Genomic DNA, 18,925 nt, shown 5'->3' on the forward strand with positions numbered 1-18,925 from the left:
ACTGGAGTTGATGATCGTCTGACATACGGCCTCCTTGGACGCGCAGACTGCTGTGGAGGAACAACAAAGGGATTTTTGACAGGCACGCATGAAGCAAAGAACGGCGTGCTGGTTTGGCTGATTCCGCAGCCAGCTGGGCTCGTTCCTTGAAGTGGCTTGGTTTTCGCGCAACACATGCGGGAAGCCCCGCGTGGCATGGCCCTTGCGTGCAACCCTTGCGGTTGCGAGGCCAATCCTGGTGTCCGCGAGGTGCTTTTCTACGCCGCGAACCATTACGGCCCCGTGGACGTCCGCTGCGGCAGCGCGAAGGGTCTGCGCACGCATCGTGCAACGCTCATCCGCGAGCGCACCCGGGCGCCAACCATGTCGGCGGCATGGCGCGGGACTGGCCGTGCTCATACCGGCGGGGCGCGCCTACGATCCGGGCACGGGCAGGAACTGGGAAGGCACGGGCATCGTTCCCGACAGCGAGGTGCTCGTCGACCAGGCATTCGACAAGGCCCTGACGCTGGCCACGGCCGAATGACCGTTGCGGCGGCTTCCACCGGCGCGGGCCAGATCTGAATTCGAGGCGGCGTGCCGGGCAGTCGAAGACGGAACCGTCCGACCCGCCAGATCCGGCACAGCCGCCGCGACCCCGCCCGGACCGTCGCCACAAATCCGCGCGTCGCACGCCTGATTGTTTCCCGGCATGGCCCGAACGTCACTTGACGAGGCGTGATGACGCTCTTCACAGTCGGGACTCTTTGCGGTCTTCGCTTGCCCGGCGCGTCGGACGACGCGGGCGGGCCCATCTGGGGGGTACAACTAAAGTGGATAGACGCTCATTCCTGACGATGTCCGGCATCGGCGTGGCCGGGCTGATGATGCCGTTCGGCCGCGCCATCGCCGCCGAGGCGTTGCTGGTGCCGATCGACGTGGCCAAGAAGAAGCAGCTGGCCGACGCCGCCCTCGCCGCGGCGACCGCGGCCGGCGCCTCGTACTGCGACGTGCGCATCGGCCGCTACCTGCGCCAGTTCGTGATCACGCGCGAGGACAAGGTCCAGAACGTGGTCAATACCGAGTCCACCGGCGTCGGCATCCGCGTGCTGGTCAACGGTGCCTGGGGCTTCGCCGCGACCAACCAGATGGGCACGCAGGGCGTGGTCAAGGCCGCGCAGCAGGCTGTCGCCATCGCCAAGGCGAATGCGCGCATCCAGACCACACCGGTGCAGCTGGCCAAGGCGCCGGGCGTCGGCGAGGTGTCGTGGAAGACGCCGATCAAGAAGAACTCGATGGAAGTGCCGCTCAAGGACAAGGTCGATCTGCTGCTCGGCGTTAACGCCGCGGCGATCAAGGCCGGCGGCGACTTCGTCAACTCGATGCTGTTCCTGGTCAACGAGCAGAAGTACTTCGCCTCGACCGACGGCAGCTACATCGACCAGGACGTGCACCGCATCTGGGCACCGATGACGGTCACCGCCATCGACAAGGCCAGCGGCAAGTTCCGCACGCGCGACGGCCTGTCCTCGCCGATGGGCATGGGCTTCGAGTACCTCGACGGCGCCGCCTCGGGCAAGTTCGTCTCGCCCAACGGCGTGGTCAACTACGGCCTGTCGTACGACATGATGGAAGACGCGGTGGCCTCGGCCAAGCAGGCTCGCGCCAAGCTGACCGCGCCGTCGGTCAAGCCGGGCAAGTACGACCTCGTGCTCGACCCGTCGCACACCTGGCTGACCATTCACGAGTCGGTCGGCCATCCGCTCGAACTCGACCGCGTGCTCGGCTACGAGGCCAACTACGCCGGCACCAGCTTCGCCACGCTGGACAAGCGCGAGCAGCGCTTCCAGTACGGCAGCGACTTGGTCAACATCTTCGCCGACAAGACCCAGACCGGCAGCCTCGGCGCGGTCGGCTTCGACGACGAAGGCGTCAAGACCAAGAAATGGGACCTGATCAGCAACGGCAAGCTGGTGGACTACCAGACCATCCGCGACCAGGCCCACATCCTCGGCAAGACCGAGTCCGACGGCTGCTGCTACGCAGACTCGTGGTCGAGCGTGCAGTTCCAGCGCATGGCCAACGTGTCGCTGGCGGCGGGCAAGAACAAGCTCAGCGTCGCCGACATGATCAAGGACGTCGAGAACGGCATCTACATCATCGGCGACGGCTCGTTCTCGATCGACCAGCAGCGCTACAACGCGCAGTTCGGCGGCCAGCTGTTCTACGAGATCAAGAACGGCAAGATCACCCAGCAGATCGAGGACGTGGCCTACCAGATCCGCACGCCGGAGTTCTGGAACGCCTGCGCCGCGGTCTGCGACGAAAGCGACTACCGCCTGGGCGGCAGCTTCTTCGACGGCAAGGGCCAGCCGGGCCAGGTCTCGGCGGTCTCGCACGGCTCGAGCACGGCGCGCTTCAACGGCATCAACGTCATCAACACCGCCCGCAACCTCGGCTGATCGGGACAGGAGACAGATAAATGAGCATCTTCACCGAACAGGAAGCCAAGGCGATCCTGGACAAGGTCATCAAGCTGTCCAAGGCCGACCAGTGCACGGCGTCCTTGACCGGCTCGATCGACGGCAACATCCGTTTCGCGCTGAACAACATCTCCACCAGTGGCATCGTCGATAACACCGAGCTGGCCGTGGAAGTGGCGTTCGGCAACCGCGTCGGCACGGCCACCATCAACGAGTTCGATGACGCCGCGCTTGAGCGCGTGGTGCGCCGCGCCGAGGACCTGGCCCGCCTGGCACCGGAGAACCCGGAGTTCATGCCGGCGATCGAGAAGCAGACCTACCAGGCCAGCCCGACCTTCAGCGAATCGACGGCGGCCATCAACCCGGATCTGCGCGCGAAGATCGCGGCCGACTCGATCGGCCCGTGCAAGGCCGAGAAGCTGATCGCTGCCGGCTTCCTCGAGGACGGCCAGAGCTTCGTTGCCTTCGCCAACAGCAAGGGCAACTTCGGCTACCAGCGCGCCACCAACTTCAACTACACCTGCACGGTGCGCACCGAGGACGGCCGCGGTTCGGGCTGGGTCGGCCGCAACCTGAAGGACGCCTCCGACTTCAAGACCGACGCCGACATCCGCATCGCCATGCGCAAGGCCACCGAGTCGGCCGAGGCCAAGGCGCTGGAGCCAGGCAAGTACACGGTGATCCTGGAACCGGCCGCGGCCGCGGGCCTGATCTCGTTCATGATGAACTTCTTCGACGCGCGCCAGGCCGATGAAGGCCGCAGCTTCCTGTCGAAGAAGGGCGGTGGCAACAAGCTCGGCGAGCAGGTCTACGACCCGCGCGTGAACATCAGCTCCGACCCGTGGGATCCGCGTGCGCCGGTGATGCCGTGGGACTCCGAAGGCCTGCCGCGCGAGAAGACCGCGATCGTGAAGGACGGCAAGGTCGATTACCTGCAGTACTCGCGCTTCTGGGCGAAGAAGCAGGGCAAGCGCGCCGTCGGCGAGCCGGGCAACCTGCTGATGGCCGGTGGCGACAAGACCACGGCGCAGCTGGTGGCGGGCACGCAGAAGGGCATCCTGGTCACGCGCACCTGGTACATCCGCATGGTCGATCCGCAGACCGTGCTGCTGACGGGCCTGACCCGCGACGGCACGTTCTACATCGAGAACGGCCAGATCAAGCATCCGGTGAAGAACTTCCGCTTCAACGAGTCGCCGGTGATCATGCTCAACAACATCGAGGAGCTGGGCAAGCCGGTGCGCGTCTCCGGCGACGAGTCCTCGTTCGTGATGATGATCCCGCCGATGAAGCTGCGCGATTTCACCTTCACCTCGTTGTCTGACGCGGTGTGATCTGCAAGGGTGATCGATCGTGCAACGCCGTGATTTCCTGAGTTTTGCTGGTATCGGTCTCGCCGGCATGCTGCTGCCTCACGGCCGCAGCATCGCCGCCGAGGCGTTGCTGGAACCCGCCGACACCGCGCGGCGCCGGCTGCTGGCCGACGCCGCGCTGGCTTCGGCCCGCGCCGCCGGTGCTTCGTACTGCGACGTGCGCGTGGGCCGCTACCTGCGCCAGTTCGTCGTCACGCGCGAAGACCGCGTCGAGAACATCGTCAACAACGAGTCGACCGGTGTTGGCATCCGCGTGCTGTTCGACGGCGCGTGGGGCTTCGCCGCCACGCATCGCATGACCACCGACGCGGTGGCCGAAGCGACCCGGCTGGCCGTCGCCATCGCCCGTGCCAACTCGCGCAGCCAGACCCGCAAGGTCGAGCTGGCGCCGGTGCGCGGCGTCGGCGAGGTGTCGTGGAAGACGCCCGTCAAGAAGAACGCGATGGCGGTGCCGGTGAAGGAGAAGGTCGACCTGCTGCTCGGCGTCAATGCCGCGGCGATGAAGGCCGGCGCCGACTTCTTCAACTCGACGCTGTTCCTCGTCAACGAGCATAAGTACTTCGCCTCGACCGACGGCAGCTACATCGACCAGGACGTGCACCGCATCTGGCTGCCGATCACCGCGACTGCGGTGGACAAGGCCAGCGGCAAGTTCCGCACCCGCAACGGCCTGTCCTCGCCGATGGGCATGGGCTACGAGTTCCTCGATGCGGACCCGGCCGGCAAGTACACGCTGCCGGGTGGCGTCATCGGCTACGGCAGCAGCTACGACGTTATGGCGGATGCGGTCGCCAGTGCCCGCGATGCCCGCGCCAAGCTCAAGGCGCCGTCGGTCAAGCCGGGCAAGTACGACCTGGTGGTCGATCCGTCCAACCTGTTCCTGACGATCCACGAGAACGTCGGCCATCCGTTGGAACTCGACCGCGTGCTTGGCTACGAGGCCAACTACGCCGGTACCAGCTTCGCCACGCTCGACAAGCGCGAGCAGGGCTATCGCTGGGGCAGCGGGATCGTCAACTTCGTCGCCGACAAGACTCGCCCGGGCAGCCTCGGTGCGGTTGGTTACGACGACGAAGGCGTCAAGACGCGGCAGTGGGACCTGGTGCGCGACGGCATTCTCGTCGACTACCAGGCCACGCGCGACGAGGCGCACATCCTCGGCCACACCGAGTCGCATGGCTGCAGCTATGCCGATTCGTGGTCCAGCGTGCAGTTCCAGCGCATGGCCAACGTCTCGCTGATGCCGGGCAAGCAGCCGCTCAGCGTCGCGGACATGGTCAAGGACGTGGAGAACGGCCTGTACGTGCACGGACGCGGTTCGTACTCGATCGACCAGCAGCGCTACAACGCGCAGTTCGGCGGCCAGCTGTTCTACGAGATCAAGAACGGCAAGGTCACCGGCATGGTCGAGGACGCGGCCTACCAGATCCGCACGCCGGAGTTCTGGAACGCATGCGTGGCGATCTGCGACGAGCGCGACTTCCGCCTGGGCGGTTCGTTCTTCGACGGCAAGGGCCAGCCGAGCCAGGTCTCGGCGGTGTCGCACGGATCGAGCACCACGCGCTTCAACGGCATCAACATCATCAATACCGCGCGTTCGATATGACGCGCGGGCAGTTCCTCCGCCTGATGCTGGGCGGCGCGGCGGGGGCGCTGCTGTCGCCCCTGGCCCGTGCTGCCGGCGCGGAGTACGACTTCTGGCTGACGCGCCTGAAGTACGACTCGGGCGACTGGGACGTCGACCAGCGCATGCCGTCGAACCTGATCACCTCGCTGATCGACTACACCAACCTGCGCGTGGACCCCAAGGAACACGTGGTGGCGCTGGCCGATCCGAAGATGCTGTCGGCGCCGTTCTGCTATCTGGCCGGGCACAAGCTGGTCGAGTTCAACCCGGACGAGCGCCGCAACTTCGAGCGCTACGTACGCAATGGCGGCTTCGTCCTGGTCGACGACTGCAACCACGACATCGACGGCCTGTTCGCCAAGTCGTTCGAGTCGCAGATGGCGTCGATCTTCGGCGCCAAGGCGCTGAAGAAGCTGCCGAACACGCATCCGCTGTACCGGAGCTTCTTCACCTTCAAGGACGGCCCGCCGGCGACGACTTTCGAGCTCAACGGCTGGGGCGACGACCTGGTGCACGACTACCTCAAGGGCATCGAGATCGACGGGCGTCTGGGCGTGCTCTACAGCAACAAGGACTACGGCTGCGAGTGGGATTACGACTGGCGCAACAAGCGCTTCCTGGCCGAGGACAACACCAGGTTCGCGGTCAACATCGTGATGTACGCACTGAACAGCTGACCGAATCTCCACAGGAACCGTCATGAACGACACCCTCACCGAAACCGACATCCAGGCCCAGCTCGCGCGCCTCGGCACGCTGCGCACCGCGATCGCGCAGGCGATCGTCGGCCAGGAGGCGGTGGTCGAACAGCTGCTGATCGGCCTGCTGGCCGGCGGCCATTGCCTGCTCGAAGGCGTGCCCGGACTCGGCAAGACGCTGCTGGTGCGCTCGCTGGGACAGGCGCTGGAGCTGCAGTTCCGCCGCGTGCAGTTCACGCCCGACCTGATGCCCAGCGACATCCTCGGCACCGAGCTGCTGGAAGAAGACCACGGCACCGGTCATCGCCACTTCCGCTTCCAGCCCGGTCCGATCTTCACCAATCTGCTGCTGGCCGATGAGCTCAACCGTACGCCGCCCAAGACGCAGGCCGCACTGCTGGAAGCGATGCAGGAGCGCACCGTCAGCTACGCCGGCGTGACGCATTCGCTGCCGGCGCCGTTCTTCGTGCTGGCCACGCAGAACCCGCTCGAGCAGGCTGGCACCTATCCGCTGCCGGAAGCGCAGCTCGACCGTTTCCTGCTGCACATCCGCGTCGATTATCCAAGCGAACGCGAGGAGCACGACATCCTCGCCCAGACCACCGGCACGCACAGCGCGCAGGTGCCGCGCGTGATGCACGGCGAAGAGGTGCTGGCGCTGCAGGCGCGCGTGCGCGAGGTGCATTTCGGCGACGACCTGCTCAACTGGGTCACGCGCCTGGTGCGTGCGAGCCGTCCCGGCGAAAACGCCCCGGCCGAAATACGGCAATGGGTGAAGTGGGGCGCGGGCCCGCGCGCCGGCCAGTCGCTGGTGCTCGCGGCCAAGGCGCGCGCGCTGCTGCACGGTCGCCTCGCCGCGACGCGCGAGGACATCGTCGCGCTGGCCGCTCCGGTGATGCGCCACCGCCTGCTGCTGTCGTTCGCCGCTGAGGCCGAACAGAAGAGCGCCGACGACGTGATCGCGGTGCTGCTGCGCAGCGTTCCGTTCGCCGCCTGATTTTCGCCGCCTGATTTCAGCTCCCTGCATGACCACCGGCTCCAGCATCGCCGACTTCATCCCGCCGCAGGTTCGCGCGCGGTTGAAGGACCTGCGCCTGACCTCGCGACGCGCGGTCGGGCTGCAGGGCCTCGGCCTGCACCACAGCCGAAGCCGCGGCGCCGGGCTCGAGTTCGCCCAGTACCGCGCCTACGAACCCGGCGACGAACTGCGCCAGGTCGACTGGAAGCTGTACGCACGCTCCGACCGGTTCTTCGTGCGCGAAGCCGAGCGTGAAAGTCCGTTGGCAGTGTGGATCCTGATCGACGCCACCGCATCGATGGCGCAGGAGGACGCGGCGCGTCCCGGCTGGTCGCGCTTGTCCGCTGCCAAGGGCCTCGCCGCCTGCATCGCCGAACTGGCACTGCGCCAGGGCGACCGTTTCGGGCTGGTGTCGCTGCGTGGAGATGGCGTGCGCCTGATCGCACCCGGCGCGTCGGTGCGGCAACGCGACCGCATCCTGCTGGAGCTGCATGCTTTGTCGGCACACGGACACTGGCCTTCCGCCGAACAGTTGCGCCCGTTGTGGGAACGCATCGGCGCGGGCGACCTGGTCGTGCTGCTCAGCGATCTGTTCGATGACGGTGCGGCCGACGTCGCCACCCGGCTCGCCGCGGCGCGGCGCGAAGTGGCCGCGGTCCAGTTGCTGACCGCCGAGGAGCGCGACTTCCCGTTCGCCGGTGGCCATCGCTTCCGCGATCCGGAATCCGGCGAGGAGCTGCTCGGCGACGGCGCGGCGATGCGCGGCGAGTTCATCGCCCGTTTCGCGCAGGCGCGGCGCGAACTGAACGCCCGTCTCGATGCCAGCGGCATCCGCCACGCCGACTACTTCCTCGACCAGCCGCTGGACCTGCCGCTGCGGCGGCTGTTCGGTGCGCGCGACGCCGCGGAGTACGCGTGAACCTGGCCCTGCTGCTGCCTGCGGGGCTGGCCGCGCTTGCGGCGCTGTTGCTGCCGCTGTTGATCCACCTCGCGCGACGCAGCGAGCAGCGGCCGACCGTGTTCGCCGCGTTGCAGTGGCTGCGGCAGAAACCGCGTCCGCGTCATCGCATCCGCTTCGACGAGTGGCCGCTGCTGCTGGTTCGCCTGCTGCTGCTGGCGCTGCTGGCCTTGCTCATCGCTCGTCCGGTGTTGTTCGGCGCCGAGGACCGTCAGCCGTGGGTCGCGGTCGCGCCCGGCATCGATCCGCATCAGGCGCGCATGCAGTCCGCGCCGTCCAACGCGCGCTGGCACTGGCTGACGCCGGGCTTCCCGCGTTTCGAATCGGGAGCACGCGCGCCCGCGCCGTCTCGGGTCGCAATTACCAGCCTGCTGCGCGAACTCGACGCCGACCTCGCACCGGGCGTGGCGCTGACAGTGCTGGTGCCCGAACAACTCAACGGCGTCGACGGACAGCGTCCGGTGCTGAGCCGGCGCGTCGATTGGCGCGTGCTGCCCGGCATCGAAACGAAGCCGCGCGCCGCCGCAGTCGCCGCGGCGCCTTCGCTCAGCGTGCGCTACTCGCCGGATCGTGAAGGCTCGCTGCGATATCTGCGCGCTGCCAACGCCGCCTGGCAGGACCCATCGTCGAAAGCAGTGGCTGGGCAGGACATCGCGCTCTCCGCTAAACCGGTTGCCGCACAGACGCTGCACCTGATGTGGCTTGCGCCGGGTCCGCTGCCGCAAGCGGTAGCGGACTGGATCCGCAATGGCGGCGTCGCACTGCTCGATCCCGAGGCGACGCTCGCCGATGCCGTGCCGATGTCGGTGCTCTGGCGCGATGACGATGGCGCCGCTCTGGTGGAAGGCAGCGCGTACGGGCGCGGCAAGGTCATGCGCCTGACGCGCCCGTTGCAGGCCAAGGCCATTCCGCAACTGCTTGACGCGCAGTTCCCGCGACAGCTGCGCGGTCTGTTCGTGGCGGCCGCACCGGAGCCCGCGCGCGTCCATGCGGCCGCACACGCGCCGTCTACGGGTGGCATCGCATTTCCGGTGGCGCCGCGCGAACTGCAGCCCTGGTTGCTGGCGTTGATCGCGATGCTGTTCGCCGTCGAGCGCTGGATGGCGAGCGCGAAGCGCCAACGGAGCGCGCCATGAACGCGGCGTCGATCCTGCGCGACACGCTGCGCGATGCGCGCCTGCGCCGCGGCCTCGATGCCGCGCTGGCCGGCTTGCCGTGGGCAGCCATGGTGGGCGTTGCGGCATGGCGCTTCAGTGGTGTAATCGCGGCCATCATCGTGGTCTTGGTAGCCGTGGCGGCAATCGCGGCGTTCGCGTTGCATCGCGCGCGCAGGCTCGACCATCATTGGCTGGTCCGCGAGCTCGATGCGCGCCGCCCGGACATGGAGGACAGCGCCGACCTGCTGTTCGCGCAGGCGGGTTCTCTGTTGGCGCTTCCACGACTGCAGCTCGCGCGCCTGCAGCAACGCATCGAAACGGCACGCATGCCGGACCTGCGTCCGCGCTGGTCGGCGAAGGCGATCGCCACGGGGTTCGGTGTCGCCGCCGTCGCGATTGCCGCGCTGCTGCTGTGGCCGGCTCGCCCGCCCGCCAGCTTCGACGAGGTCGTGGCTGCGATCGGCGGGACCGAGGCGAAACCCACGCAGACACGCCTGCTCGAACAGCAACTGCGCATCGTGCCGCCCGCCTATACGCGCCTGCCGGCGCGCGAGGAGGCGACGCTCGACGCCAAGGCGCCGCAGGGTACGCGCCTGCAATGGACGCTGCGCTTCGCGCCGCAGCCCGGCGCTGCCGAACTGGTGTATCACGACGGCCGCAGTGTCGCGTTGACGCGAGAGGGCGATGTTTGGCATGGCAGCGACGTGCTGACCCGCTCGGCGTTGTACCGCATCGTGCTGCATGACGCGCCGCCGTTGACGCCGGCCGTTCGGCATCGCCTGGATGCGATTGCCGACCGTCCGCCGACGCTGCGCGTAATCGAGCCGGATCGAAGCCTGAGCCTGATGAAGCCCGGGCAGCGGGGCTGGGCGCTGACGTTCGAGGCCGGCGACGACTACGGCCTGGCGGCGAACGCGCGGCTGCGCATCATGCTGGCGCAGGGCAGCGGAGAGAACATCACCTTCCGCGAGCAGACCGTCGCGGTGCGTGGCAGCGGTGGCGCCACGCAGAAGCGGTACGTGCAGCGCGTGGACCTGTCCGCGCTCGGGTATGCGGTCGGCGACGACCTGATCGTGCAATTGCGTGTCGAGGACAACCGCTCGCCGTCGCCGCAAAGCGCCAACAGCGCCAGCCTGATCCTGCGCTGGCCGCCGGACCTCGGCAATGAATCGACGGGCCTGGAAGGCATGGTCAAGAAGGTGATGCCCGCGTACTTCCGCAGCCAGCGCCAGATCATCATCGACGCCGAGACGCTGCTGAAGCAGAAGCGCAAGCTCGATGCCGCGCAATACACCGAGCGCAGCGACGGGATCGGCGTGGACCAGCGCATCCTGCGCCTGCGTTACGGCCAGTTCCTCGGTGAGGAAGCCGAAGGCGGTCCCAAGCCGCCGCCGACCAGCGACGAACAAGGCGACACCGCGCATGCCGAAGAAGGTGCGGCCGCGGACGCCGATCACGACCATGCGCCCGCAGCAGACTCGCAAGCCTTCGGCCAGGAAACCTCGGTGCTGGAGGAATACGGCCACACGCACGACCACGCCGAAGCGGCGACGCTGCTCGATCCGGAAACGCGCACGACGCTGAAGGCCGCGCTCGACCAGATGTGGCAGTCGGAACTGAACCTGCGCCAGGGACATCCGGAGCTTGCGCTGCCGTATGCATACAAGGCGCTGGGCTTCATCAAGCAGGTGCAGCAGGCGACCCGGATCTACCTGGCGCGCGTCGGTACCGAGTTGCCACCTATCGATGAAAGCCGGCGCATGGGCGGCGATCGCGCCGGACTGGCGCGCCGTGACGATGCACTGGTCGCGGCCACCGCGGCTGATCCGACGCTGGCGAACCTGTGGCGCGCGCTGGATGAAGCGCCTGCGGCATCGGCGGCTGGCGCAACGGACGTCGATTTCGCCGTGCTGGAACGCTGGCTGCGCGAGCACCCGTCGCAGTTGGCCGATCCGCTGGCGTTCATCGCGGTGATGGAAACGTTGCGCGCCGATCCGGCCTGCGTGCCGTGCCGCCGTGAACTGCGTGCGCTGCTTTGGCCGCTGCTGCCGCGGCCGGCGTCGACGGTGCCGCGTCGTGACGACGGCGGCGCCGCCGGACGCCGTTACCTCGACGCCCTGCGCGAGGAGCGTGCGCGATGAACACCCTCATGCTCGGTGCCCGTGAGTTCGACCTGGCGATGCCGGTGGCGGTGCTGCTGGCCGTGACCGTGCTGGCGAGCATTGCGCGACTGCTGTATCGACAGTGGCGCGCGGAACCCGCGCAGCGCTCGCGTGCCTGGCGCGTGACGCTGCTGGTGCTGGCGCAGCCGCTGTGCGCGGCACTGCTGTATTTCGCGCTGTTCCCGCCGTCGACGCCGGGCGAGGCGGGCACGCTGGTCGTGGTCAGTGCCGGCGCGCAACTCGATGCCATTAAGGCGGGCGATGCGATGGTCGCATTGCCCGAAGCGCCGGAACTTCCCGGCGTCGAACGCGTCCCGGATCTCGGGACCGCGCTGCGCCGCCATCCGGGTACGCAGCGAATCCGCGTCGCCGGCGCAGGACTGACGTCGCGCGATCGCGCAGCAGTGCAAGGCATCGCACTGGAGTTCGTGCCCGCGCCACTGCCGCGCGGCCTGGTCGAACTCGCGGCGCCGCAGCGCGCCGCGTCCGGCGGCGAGTTCCGCATCGCCGGGCGCGCGCAGGACCTCAAGGGCGGCGTCGCCGAACTGCTCGATCCCGGCAGCCAGCGCGTCGATCGCGTGCCGCTCGATGCCGACGGACGCTTCGCGCTGGGCGCGACGACCCGCGTGCCCGGCGTGGCGATCTACCGGTTGCGGCTGCGCGATGCGCAGCAAAAGCAGGTCGAGAATGTAGAACTGCCGCTGCAGATCGACGCCGATCCGGCGCCACGCGTGCTCGTGCTCGCCGGTGCGCCGAATCCCGAGTGGAAGTACCTGCGGCGATGGGCGCTCGATGCCGGCCTGGCGATGCACACGCAGATCGCCGCCGGTGGCGGCATGCAACTGGGCGACGTGCCGATCGCGTTGAATGCCGCGAGCTTGTCGCGCTTCGACGTCGTCGTGCTCGATGAACGCGCATGGGCGGCGCTCGGCGATGCGCAGCGTTCGGCATTGATCGAGGCGGTCCGTGGCGGACTGGGCCTGCTGCTGCGTGTCACCGCGACCTTGCCGGATGGCGAACGCCGGCGCCTGCGCGCGCTGGGTTTCGACGTCGATGGCGGAAGCGATTCGGTGGCGGTCCGACTGGCCACGGGGCAGCGCGACACCGATGCCGAGCGTGCGCGCCTCGGGCCCGGTACCGTCGATGCGCCGCGCGCGGCGGATGCCGACATCGCCGAGATTCCGGCGCTGACCCGGCGCACGCTGCGCCTCGACGGCAGCGACGCACAGCCGCTGTCGCGCGACGAATCCGGCCAGCCGCTGGGACTGTGGCGGGCGCTCGGCCGCGGCCGCATCGCGGTGTGGACGCTGACCGACAGTTACCGGTTGGTGCTGGCCGGCCGTGGCGATCGCTATGGCGAGCTGTGGAGTGGTGTGCTGGCCGCACTGGCCCGTGCGCAGCCGCAACCGGCGTTCGAGGTGCGTGGCGAGGCGCGCGTGGACCAGCGCCTGGCGCTGTGCGGGACGGCTGCAGGGGCCAGCGTCATCTCGCCCGGTGGCGCGAAGACCGCATTGCTGGCCGACCCGGCCACCGGCACGCCGGCCTGCGCCGCGTACTGGCCGCGCCAGCCGGGCTGGCACCGCCTGCAGTCCGGCGAACGCAGCCAGCTGTTCCATGTCCGCGCCGCCGATGCGGTGCCGGGGTTGCATGCCGCGGTGTTGCGCGAGGCGACGCAGCGGCTCGCCGCCGGAGCCGGTGACGTAAAGGCCGCGCCGACACTCGTGCCCGGCCAACCCGGAAGCCGCTGGCCGTGGTGGCTGGCCTGGCTGCTGGCAAGTTCAGCCCTCTGGTGGTTCGAGCGTTCGCGGGCCGGCCGCACCGCCTGACGTCCCGCAGGAATACCGCCGCGCGTTCGAGGGCGGTTGGCCGAAGCGATCAGGTTGGGGCGACGGACGAAGGCACCTTCGCTCCCTCTGCTGATCAACGTGTCAGGCCGCTAGGCGAGTGGTCGGGCGATTGGCCTTTGCCAGTTGGGGATAAGTGCTCCGGCGTCGGGGTTGTGGAGCTCGGTAGTTGGGGCAAAAAGCCCGCTCGTTGGACCTCCTTGCTCCACCGTTGGGGTTCAGAGCCCCGCCTTTGGGTCTTTCTGCTCACATCGTTGGAGCTCGGAGCTCCGTCCTTGGGTCATCAAGCTCCATCGTTGGGGCAAATCAGCTCAGTCGTTGCGGCTCAGAGCTCCACAATTGGGGATAAGTGCTCGGCTCTCCGGGCTCAGAGCTCGGCGGAGGTGCGGGCTTTTTTGTGCGCATGGCGGACGGCGCGCGCCTATCGGCACGGACCCGAGAAAATTCATGGCGTTGTCGCCGCTCTGTCATCGAAATGTGATGGCGCGGCGGCCGGTTTTGATGGCGCTTTCAAGCCGCAGCGGGCCGGTGGGAGGAGGTTGGGTCGCAGGGGACTCGGCGGGGGAAGTGGCCGGGGGAACCCTCCGACTCCTTTAACCGAGAACCGTCATGCCTTCGATGCTGCCGTCCGCAACACGTCTTCAACGCCGCGTCCTGACCGTCGCGCTCCTGTCCGCCATGTCGCTGCCGGTGTACGCCGGCGCCAACTGCACGCTGATCGACCAGGCGACCGGCCTTCCTGTCCCCAGCACGGCAGCGGGCCTCGACGCCCAGGCCTGCGGCAAGAACGCCCAGGCCAATGGTGAGCGCTCCGTGGCCGAGGGCACGGAGACCAAGGCCGATGGCAAGAACGCGACCGCTGTCGGTTCGTGGATCGACCTGAACAACGACGGCATCGTCGACGCCAACGAGATCACCTGGGCCAAGGGTCAGAACGCCACTGCCATGGGCGCGGCCGCGCAGGCGTTGGGCACCGGCACCGTGGCCATCGGCCAGCAGGCCGTGGCCGCCGGCAACAACAGCATGGCTTTGGGCAACGGGGCCACGACGCAGGCCACGACGACCACCACGACCCGGACCGTCGCCCTCGGCCCGCCGCGGACCGACGTCACCGCCAGCACCACCGCTGCGGCCTCCGGCACCTTCACCGGCAGCATCGCGCAGGGCACCGGCGCGCGTGCCAACGGCAGCAACAACATCGCCCTGGGCACCGGCGCCGTCACCGAGCTGGCCACCAGCACGTTTGCCGGCAGCGTGACCACCGGCCCGACCTACATCACGACGACGACGGCCAGCCCGAGCCAGAACGCCATCGCCATCGGCAACGGCGCCCGCGCCAACGGTAACTCAACCATTGTCATCGGCTACGGCGCCTCGGCCGAGGCCAAGGTCGCGCTGGTCTACCGTGACCCCGCCAGCAACCAGCTGGCAGGCACCACGACCGTCGCACCGGCGACCAACTCCACCGTGATGGGCTTCGGCGCCCGCTCGCAGGGCATCAACAACGTCGTGATCGGCGGCGGCGCCACCACCAGCGGCGGCGGCGCGCAGCAGTTGCGTGACGAGGCCACCGGCGCGCCGATCCTGGACGCCAACGGCGACAATGTGTTCACGATCATCAAGGACCAGTTCAACACCGCGATCGGCTATCAGGCCGCCACCGTCAAGGGCTGGGGCACGGCCGTGGGCAACAGCGCCGTCGCCTATGGCGACAAGTCCACCGCGATGGGCGTCCAGTCGTACGCGATCGCCGGCTATTCGTCGGCGATCGGTGGCTACATCGACCCCTGCACCGCGTTCCGCAACGGTCCGGAAGTGGACTCGACCCCGGGCTACTGCAATGGCGTGCCCGCGCGCCCCGACCCGGGCAGCCTGAGCAGCCGCTACGGCCGCACCGTCGCGCTGGGCCACGGCTCGCAGGCGTTCGGCAGCGGCGCCCAGACCTGGGGTAACTACGACACCGCGATCGGCCCGTCGGCCACCACCAGCGACGCCGTGTACGGCGTGACCGGTTCGCTCTACAACAGCACCGACCCGACCAAGATCAACGGCTCGGTCGCGGTCGGCTTCATCGCCCAGGCCAACGGTCATCAGAGCATCGCGATCGGCTACGACTCCTCGACCTCCTTCGAGTACGGCACCGCGATCGGCACCAAGTCCACGGCTGGCCTCAACGCCACCGCAGTGGGCTACATGAGCAACGCGTGGGGCATGCACGCCACGGCGCTGGGCGAAGGCGCCGACGCCTCCTGGCACGACACCATCGCCATCGGCCATAACGCCACCGCCGGCATCGCGGGTGAAGCCACCGGCTCCATTGCGATTGGCCTGGACACGATGTCCACGGGCAATGACGCGTTCGCCGCCGGTACGTCGGCACAGGCCACGGGCAACATGTCGTCGGCCGTCGGCGCTTACGCTTTCGCGGGTAACGACAACGCCTTCGCAGCCGGCACCAACGCCTTCGCGATCGGCATGAACAGCGCCGCTCTGGGCTACAACAGCATCGCCCTTGAAGACGACAGCGTCGCCATCGGTGCCTACTCGGTCGCCGATCGCGGCAACGCGGTGTCGGTGGGTTCGGCCGGTTACGAGCGCCAGATCACCAATGTCGCAGCCGGTACGCAGGACACCGATGCCGTCAACCTGGGCCAGGTCAACAACATGCTGGTCGCGATCGGCGCGAGCAGCGCCGCGCAGCTCGACACTGTGGCCTCGGCCTTCGGCGGCGGTGCACTCATCGACGTCAACGGCGTGCTCGGTGCGCCGAGCTACAGCATCCAGGGCGGCAGCTACGGCAACGTCGGCTCGGCCTTTGGCGCGCTGGATTCGGCGTTCACCACGTTGAACTCCGCCTTCACGACGCTCAGCGACCGCGTGATCCAGCTCGAGCAGACCCCGGGCCTCGGCATGCCGGTCGGCACCGGTGCGGGCCTCGCGATCGGCGAGGGCAGCCATGCGCAGGACAGCAACGACGTCGCTCTGGGCGGTGGCGCCAACGTCCACGCCGACGGCAGCGTCGCGGTCGGCGCCAACAGCGTGATCGACGCCGCGGCGACGAATGCCGTTGCGGTCGGTGCCGACACGCACGTCAGCGCTGCTTCGGGAACGGCCATCGGTCAGGGCGCTTCGGTCTCGGCCGACAACGCAGTCGCCATCGGTCGCGGTTCGGTGGCCGACCAGGCCAACACCGTGTCGATGGGTAGCGCCACGCAGCAGCGTCGCGTGACCAACGTCGCCGCCGGCACCGCAACAACCGACGCTGCCAACGTCCAGCAGATGCAGGACGGTGACGCGCAGGCCGTGGCCACCGCCCGCGCCTACACCGACACCACCGCGACGCAGACGCTGACCCGCGCCAACGCCTACACCGATACCCAGCTGCAGTCGTTCAACGATCAGTTCACCAACCTCAGCAACGACATCGGCATGCGCTTGAACAAGCAGGACGAGCGCATCGACCGCGAGGGCGCGATGAACGCCGCGATGATGAACATGGCGATCAACGCGGCCAACAGCCGCAGCGAGCGTGGCCGCATCGGCGTCGGCGCGGGCTGGCAGAACGGCGAGAGCGCACTGTCGGTCGGCTACTCAAAGCAGATCGGCGAGCGCGCTTCGTTCTCGGTCGGCGGCGCCTTCAGCAGCGACGACACCTCCGCGGGCGTTGGCTTCGGTATCGACCTGTAATTCACGTACGGCACACCACGACGGGGCGCCCGTACGCGGGCGCTCCGCTATACGCACCCATCACAGGAAACACACATGAAAATCAGCCGTATGACCGCCAGCCTGCTGCTGGCCTGCGCCTGCGTTCCGGCCTTCGCCGCCGGACGCGTCGACCTGAGCGGCATGAAGGACGCCACCGGTCCCCGCGCACCCCGCTTCATCGTCAAGTACAAGAACGGCAGCGCCGAGCAGCTGAAGCTTGCCGAGCGCCAGCGTTCGCTCGACCTTGCCGTCTCCCGCACCAAGACCCGCATGGGGGCCGCGTCCTCCGCCTTCACCGGCACCGGCAACGCATCGTTCAAGGCAGTCTCGCTGCGCGGCACCGCCTCGGGCGCCCACGTCGTGCGTGCCAGCAAGCGCATGACCAGCACCGAAGTGCAGGCGCTGATGAATGAAATCGCCGCCAACCCGAACGTCGAATCGGTCAAGGTCGACACGATGATGCAGGCGACCGCGATGCCGAACGACCCGGTGCTGAGCTCGCACCAGATCTGGCAGTACGGCAACGGCGCCGGCGGCGCACGCGTGACTTCGGCGTGGGACACGGGTGCGACGGGTGCCGGCGTCGTCGTCGCGGTGCTCGACACCGGCGTCACCGCGCACACCGACCTGGTCGGCAATCTGCTGCCGGGCTATGACTTCATTACCGACAAGGACGTCTCCGGTCGCGCAGACGATGGCCGCGTTGCCGGTGGTTGGGACACGGGCGACTGGATCACGTCCGCGATGGGCTGCGGCTCGGCCCGCAACAGCACCTTCCACGGCACGCACGTGAGCGGCACCATCGCCGAGTCGACCAACAACGCACTCAATGGCGCCGGCGTGGCTCCGGACGCCAAAATCGTGCCGGTTCGCGTGCTCGGCCATTGCGGCGGTTACACGTCTGACATCAACGACGCGATCGTGTGGGCGGCCGGTGGCCACATCGACGGCGTGCCGGACAACACCACTCCGGCCGAAGTGATCAACATGAGCCTGGGCGGCGCGCACGCCTGCGAAGTCGAGACCCAGTCCGCGATCAACCAGGCCGTCTCGCTGGGCGCCACGATCGTGATCGCCGCCGGCAACAGCAACGCCGACGTCTCCGGCCATTCGCCCGCCAACTGCGCCAACGTCGTCACGATCGGCGCCACGGGCTCGCTGGGACAGCGTGCCGGCTACTCCAACTACGGCACCGGAGTGGACCTGTCCGCTCCGGGCGGCGCTGGCACGGAAGGCGTGCCCAACGGCTACGTCTGGTCGACGCACAACAAGGGCGCGACCACGCCGGTCGCGAATCCCGAGGGTGACCAGATGGTCGGCATGACCGGCACCTCGATGGCCACTCCGCACGTCGCCGGCATCGTCGCGCTGATGCAGAGCGTGGCGCCGCAGCCGCTGACCCCGGCGCAGATCGAAGGCCTGCTGGTCTCGACGGCGCGTCCGTTCCCGGCCAAGCCGGACAAGCCGGTCGGCGCGGGCATCGTCGACGCCGACGCAGCCGTCAGCGCCGCCCGCAACTGGGGCAAGCCGGTGGAAGGCATCGCGCTGACCTCGGGCGTCGCCACCGCGCTGCCGGCACTGACGATGGGCAAGAGCGTGATCTACAAGATCACCGTTCCGAGCGGTGCCACCCGCCTCGAAGTGCTGACCTATAGCGGCCGCGGAACGCTGGCCATGTATGCCCAGTACGAAGCCGAGCCGCTGGCATCGAAGAACATCGGCGCCTCGAACCGTCCGGGCACGAACCAGACGATCTCCCTCGGCCCGGTCGCTGCCGGCACCTACTATCTGAAGGTGCAGGCCACGGCGGACACCTCCGGTGCGCTGATCCGGGCCACGGTGCGCTGAGCAAGCAGGCAGGCCGGGACCTTCGGGTCCCGGTCATGCGCAGGCGGTGCGTGGACATTTACACCCTCAA

General features: G+C 68.4%; 12 protein-coding genes. All 12 read left to right on the forward strand.

The window, feature by feature from the left end:
- The first annotated feature begins 391 nt into the window (after positions 1–391).
- The 12 genes from IU514_RS19085 to IU514_RS08435 all read left to right on the forward strand — a co-directional run bounded on the left by IU514_RS19085 (position 392) and on the right by IU514_RS08435 (position 18,855).
- Positions 392–526, forward strand: coding sequence for a hypothetical protein (locus IU514_RS19085; protein ID WP_267464036.1), 135 nt, complete (start codon positions 392–394; stop codon positions 524–526).
- Positions 527–812: 286 nt separating this feature from the next.
- Positions 813–2,441 carry a TldD/PmbA family protein gene (locus IU514_RS08385; protein ID WP_194930648.1) on the forward strand — a complete coding sequence of 543 codons (1,629 nt, stop codon included), beginning with the start codon at positions 813–815 and terminating at the stop codon, positions 2,439–2,441.
- Between the two features lie 20 nt (positions 2,442–2,461).
- On the forward strand, positions 2,462–3,796 hold the full coding sequence (locus IU514_RS08390; RefSeq protein WP_194930649.1) for a TldD/PmbA family protein: 1,335 nt from the start codon (positions 2,462–2,464) through the stop codon (positions 3,794–3,796).
- Positions 3,797–3,815: 19 nt separating this feature from the next.
- Complete coding sequence (locus IU514_RS08395) at positions 3,816–5,441, forward strand: TldD/PmbA family protein (protein ID WP_194930650.1); 1,626 nt, start codon at positions 3,816–3,818, stop codon at positions 5,439–5,441.
- Positions 5,438–6,139: a DUF4159 domain-containing protein gene (locus IU514_RS08400; RefSeq protein WP_194930651.1), complete on the forward strand. Its 702-nt coding sequence runs from the start codon at positions 5,438–5,440 to the stop codon at positions 6,137–6,139. Before IU514_RS08395 ends, IU514_RS08400 begins: the two co-directional genes overlap by 4 nt.
- Positions 6,140–6,161: 22 nt before the next feature.
- The gene (locus IU514_RS08405) at positions 6,162–7,157 is read left to right on the forward strand and encodes an AAA family ATPase (protein WP_194930652.1); all 996 of its coding nucleotides are present in this window, start codon (positions 6,162–6,164) and stop codon (positions 7,155–7,157) included.
- 28 nt (positions 7,158–7,185) lie between these two features.
- Positions 7,186–8,097 carry a DUF58 domain-containing protein gene (locus IU514_RS08410; RefSeq protein ID WP_194930653.1) on the forward strand — a complete coding sequence of 304 codons (912 nt, stop codon included), beginning with the start codon at positions 7,186–7,188 and terminating at the stop codon, positions 8,095–8,097.
- Positions 8,094–9,272 carry a BatA domain-containing protein gene (locus tag IU514_RS08415; protein ID WP_194930654.1) on the forward strand — a complete coding sequence of 393 codons (1,179 nt, stop codon included), beginning with the start codon at positions 8,094–8,096 and terminating at the stop codon, positions 9,270–9,272. Before IU514_RS08410 ends, IU514_RS08415 begins: the two co-directional genes overlap by 4 nt.
- Positions 9,269–11,434, forward strand: coding sequence for a hypothetical protein (locus IU514_RS08420; RefSeq protein ID WP_194930655.1), 2,166 nt, complete (start codon positions 9,269–9,271; stop codon positions 11,432–11,434). Before IU514_RS08415 ends, IU514_RS08420 begins: the two co-directional genes overlap by 4 nt.
- The gene (locus IU514_RS08425; protein ID WP_194930656.1) at positions 11,431–13,281 is read left to right on the forward strand and encodes a carboxypeptidase regulatory-like domain-containing protein; all 1,851 of its coding nucleotides are present in this window, start codon (positions 11,431–11,433) and stop codon (positions 13,279–13,281) included. The genes IU514_RS08420 and IU514_RS08425 overlap by 4 nt, the downstream gene beginning before the upstream one ends.
- 627 nt (positions 13,282–13,908) lie before the next feature.
- The gene (locus IU514_RS08430; RefSeq protein WP_194930657.1) at positions 13,909–16,986 is read left to right on the forward strand and encodes a YadA-like family protein; all 3,078 of its coding nucleotides are present in this window, start codon (positions 13,909–13,911) and stop codon (positions 16,984–16,986) included.
- 75 nt (positions 16,987–17,061) lie between these two features.
- Entirely contained in the window at positions 17,062–18,855 is a 1,794-nt protein-coding gene (locus tag IU514_RS08435; protein ID WP_194930658.1) for a S8 family peptidase, read from the forward strand.
- Positions 18,856–18,925: the final 70 nt, after the last annotated feature.

This window comes from Lysobacter niastensis (assembly GCF_015453285.1).
Taxonomy (GTDB): Bacteria; Pseudomonadota; Gammaproteobacteria; order Xanthomonadales; family Xanthomonadaceae; genus Lysobacter_J; species Lysobacter_J niastensis.

Bases quoted from the DNA above. Each gene is read 5' to 3' on its own strand.
- IU514_RS08430 (WP_194930657.1), top strand. From the start codon at position 13,909: ATGCCTTCGATGCTGCCGTCCGCAACACGTCTTCAACGCCGCGTCCTG.
- IU514_RS08405 (WP_194930652.1), top strand. From the start codon at position 6,162: ATGAACGACACCCTCACCGAAACCGACATCCAGGCCCAGCTCGCGCGC.
- IU514_RS08400 (WP_194930651.1), top strand. From the start codon at position 5,438: ATGACGCGCGGGCAGTTCCTCCGCCTGATGCTGGGCGGCGCGGCGGGG.
- IU514_RS08410 (WP_194930653.1), top strand. From the start codon at position 7,186: ATGACCACCGGCTCCAGCATCGCCGACTTCATCCCGCCGCAGGTTCGC.
- IU514_RS08420 (WP_194930655.1), top strand. From the start codon at position 9,269: ATGAACGCGGCGTCGATCCTGCGCGACACGCTGCGCGATGCGCGCCTG.
- IU514_RS08425 (WP_194930656.1), top strand. From the start codon at position 11,431: ATGAACACCCTCATGCTCGGTGCCCGTGAGTTCGACCTGGCGATGCCG.
- IU514_RS08390 (WP_194930649.1), top strand. From the start codon at position 2,462: ATGAGCATCTTCACCGAACAGGAAGCCAAGGCGATCCTGGACAAGGTC.
- IU514_RS08435 (WP_194930658.1), top strand. From the start codon at position 17,062: ATGAAAATCAGCCGTATGACCGCCAGCCTGCTGCTGGCCTGCGCCTGC.